At 64.5% G+C, this 3,580-nt stretch carries 3 protein-coding genes; 2 read left to right on the top strand and 1 reads right to left on the bottom strand.

Going from position 1 to position 3,580, the window contains the following annotated elements; all coding sequences use genetic code 11:
- The first annotated feature begins 111 nt into the window (after positions 1-111).
- Positions 112-975: an IS21-like element helper ATPase IstB gene (gene istB, locus ASG32_RS29640; RefSeq protein ID WP_056533456.1), complete on the top strand. Its 864-nt coding sequence runs from the start codon at positions 112-114 to the stop codon at positions 973-975.
- A gap of 154 nt (positions 976-1,129) precedes the next feature.
- On the top strand, positions 1,130-2,719 hold the full coding sequence (locus tag ASG32_RS29635; RefSeq protein ID WP_157862109.1) for an ISL3 family transposase: 1,590 nt from the start codon (positions 1,130-1,132) through the stop codon (positions 2,717-2,719).
- 261 nt (positions 2,720-2,980) lie between these two features.
- Here ASG32_RS29635 and ASG32_RS34255 read toward each other — a convergent pair.
- Positions 2,981-3,580 (bottom strand): hypothetical protein (locus ASG32_RS34255; protein ID WP_157862108.1); only part of this gene is annotated, 600 nt, incomplete at its 5' end.

Here is a 3,580-nt window from a genome sequence, read left to right as displayed (position 1 = left end):
CGTCGTCGACACCGCCCGCATCACAGGCAGCAGCCCCTTCAGCACCGTCCTCAAAACCATCGGCGCCTGAACCCCGCCATCACAGGCCTGGGTAATCACCTAATCACAGCCATGACGGGGCGGCTGGATCCTGCCGCGACGCTGGAGAGCATCCGGCGCAACCTCGTCGGCCTCAAGATGGCTCGGGCATTGGAGGTGCTCGACCAGACCCTGCGCCAGATCGAGCAGGGTCAGATCGGCGCGGTCGAGGCCATCGGCGTGCTCCTGACCGAGGAACTGACGCTGCGCCAGACGCGGCGGGTGAAGATGGCGCTGATGACGGCGCGGATCACGACGGTGAAGACGTTGGCCAGCTTCGACTTCGCCTTCCAACCCTCGCTGGACCGCAACCGCGTCCTGGCGCTGGCAGGCCTGGACTTCATCGACCGGCGCGAGGCCGTCCACCTGCTCGGTCCACCCGGCACGGGCAAGAGCCACCTCGCTGTGGCCTTGGGCGTGGAGGCGATCAAGGCAGGGCGCGGGGTCTACTTTGCGACGCTGGCCGACATCATCGCTTCCCTGGCCAAGGCGGAGCGAGAGGGTACGTTGCGCGAGCGCATCCGCTTCCTCGCGGCCTTCGCCCTCCTGATCGTAGACGAGATCGGCTATCTGCCGGTGGTACCGGGTGGGGGCAACCTGTTCTTCCAACTTGTCAACGCGCTCTACGAGCGGGGTGCGATGATCCTGACCTCGAACCGCGGCTTTGCGGAATGGGGCGAGGTGTTCGGCGATCCGGTCGTGGCCACCGCGCTCCTCGACCGCCTGCTGCATCACGCGGTCGTCGTACAGATCGAGGGGGCGAGCTATCGGCTGCGCCAGCACGCCGACCTAGTGCCCGAGCACGTGTGCTCGAAGGCGACGATCACGCCGCCGCCGGCCCCCAAGCGCCGCGGTCGTCCGCCAATGCGTCACGAGCCCGAACCCAATGCGGCCTGACCCACGGGAGTGGGGACTTTTGCTTCGGCGGATCTGAGGACGATGCAGGTTCTTCCGCACATCGTGTGGCGAAGTGTGCCGGCCGGCGTGACGTGCCCCATCTCCAGAGATCGGCTTTCCGGAGGACGCCATGCCACGCCGTATCCTGCCCCTCGTGCCCGATGGCCTGACCGTCGTCGGCATCGAGCCGGCGACCGACCCGCTCATCGTGCGCGTCGTACCCCGTCCGGGCCCGACGTGCTGTCCCACCTGTCAATCGTCCGCGGGCCGCAAGCACGGTCACTGCGAGCGCACCCTCGCCGATTTGCCCTGGCAGGGCCGGTCCGTCCGCCTGCGCCTCCGGCTGCGACGCTTCCGCTGTGCGAACCCAGCCTGTCCGCGGCGGACCTTCAGCGAGAGTGTCGATGACGTCGCCGCCGCTCATGCCCGCCGATCCGACCGGCTGCGCGTGCTCCAGCGCCATCTCGGTCTCGCCCTCGGTGGTGCGCCCGCCGCCCGTATGGCGCAGCGTCTCGCGATGCCGGTGAGTGCCGATACCCTCGTGCGCCTCGTGCGTGCGGCGCCTCTGCCGACAAAGCCCGAGCCGCGCATCGTCGGCATCGACGAGTGGGCCTGGCGCCGCGGGCGCAGCTACGGCACCATGGTCGTCGACCTCGAACGTCACACCGTCCTCGATCTCCTGCCCGACCGGGACGCCGGGAGCGTCGCCGCTTGGCTGCGCGTCCATCCGGGCATCGAGGTCGTCGCTCGCGACCGCGCCGACGTCTTCGCCGAGGGCTCCCGCGCGGGCGCGCCGCAGGCCCAGCACGTCCTCGATCGTTTTCACCTGCTGCGTAACCTCAGCGTCGCCCTACGTGCGATCGTCGCCCATCATCATGGCGTGATCCGCGCCGTCGGTCGTGCGCTCATCGATCAGGAGGTCGAGGCAGCGCAGGCTGCGAAGGAAGCCACGCGTCCGCCGACGGTGATCGAGGTTCGGAAGCGGGCGACGCACGCGCCGCATTGGGCTCGGTACTCCGAGCTCAAGCGGCTGTCCGAGAGCGGCGCCTCGGTGGCCGGCATGGCTCGGGCCCTGGATCTCGATCGCAAGACGGTGCGGGTCTGGCTGCGCCAGGACGCGCCGCCCTCCTGGCGGCGACGCCGCACCGTGCCGACGATCCTCGACCCCTACCGCGATCATCTCGAGGCGCGCTGGCAGGCCGGCTGCCGCAACGCCGCCGAGCTCGCCCGCGGGCTGATCCGCGCGGGGGCCGACATCCGTCCGCGGGTGGTGCGGGATTGGGCGATGAGACGGCGTCGCGCGAGCGCGGACGTTATGGACGCCACGCCGGGCTCGATGAGCGCGCCGCGATGGCGGCCCCCGTCGATCAACCGGACGGCGTGGCTCCTGCAGGCGGACCCGAGCGCAATCGTTGCGGACGATCGCCGCTTCCTCGATCACCTGCGGGTGGAGGCACCCGATCTGGCGAAGAGCGTGGCAGTCGCGAAGCGCTTTGCCGACCTCGTACGACGGCGCTCGGGCGAGAGCCTGGAGGCTTGGTTCGCGGCGGCGGCCGCGACGCCGCTGGCGAAGTTCGCCGCCGGCCTCGAGCGCGACAGGGACGCGTTACGCGGCGCGATCACGACGCCCTGGTCGACGAGTCCGGTGGAGGGGCAGATCGGTAGGCTGAAGATGCTCAAGCGCACGATGTTCGGCCGCGCGGGCTTCGCGCTACTGCGCCAGCGCGCCCTCACCGCGACCTGACCTGGAATTCCGCGCCACACGAAATGCGGAAGAACCACGATGCACTCGGCGTTGACAATCACTACTTCAAGCCAGCAAAATGGCCGCTTGGAGTCACAAAACAACGACCTTGCAATGGCTTAGTTCTGATCATGCCTTAATGAAACCAAGCTTGTTCACCGTTCCACCCGCCCTCAAAATACTATACTTTATCCTCAAGATTCGCACGTTCAATATAGATATCATCGAAATTAAACAAAAATTATCAAATATTATATAATATTATGGACGACGGATTAAATCAACGCGGACGTCGAATAGCGTCACTGTTCTTAGACCGTTCGTGTAAACTCGTATAGAAAATCTTTCGTGCTTCTCAAGATCAATGTTTATAAAAAGATGAGCTCTTTCGGTTTTACCGTCAGTGCCAGTTAGAATAATTTTTCCCAATGACCTTGCGGAGCCCAAGATGCACACGGATCCATCCGCCCAACCACATTCTTCATTTATTGAGCCGTCAGCTCGATAACGAAAGACCAAATGGTACTGACCCGGCTCTAAGGAAATGAATGGACCAAACGACAGAACCCCCTCCACCTCCGAACTACAACGTCCGCCAAAAGGAACGTCTTTCGTAGATATATCGCTCTGAAGCTCTGAAGCCACCAGCATAAAAGATGACGGGAAATCTTTGAACACACTGACATCAGCCGATAATTTTGTGGATTGATCGTCTCGATTCACATTTATTGGCAACAGCACCTCAACAAATCGCTGATCAAAGGTAACCGATCGGCTGGCACCACGCCCGGTCTGAGCGCGGCGTGCTAAACTGCGCGGATGGCGGTCGACGAGGAGCGCATCGACGAGGCGGTACTCGCC

The sequence above is a fragment of the Methylobacterium sp. Leaf361 genome, assembly GCF_001424445.1.
Classification (GTDB): domain Bacteria; phylum Pseudomonadota; class Alphaproteobacteria; order Rhizobiales; family Beijerinckiaceae; genus Methylobacterium.
The sequence above is the reverse complement of the archived record's forward strand: the minus strand, read 5'-3'. Positions and strand labels throughout refer to the sequence as shown.

Excerpts from the sequence above, each read along its gene's own strand:
- istB (WP_056533456.1), top strand. The coding sequence starts at position 112 with ATGACGGGGCGGCTGGATCCTGCCGCGACGCTGGAGAGCATCCGGCGC.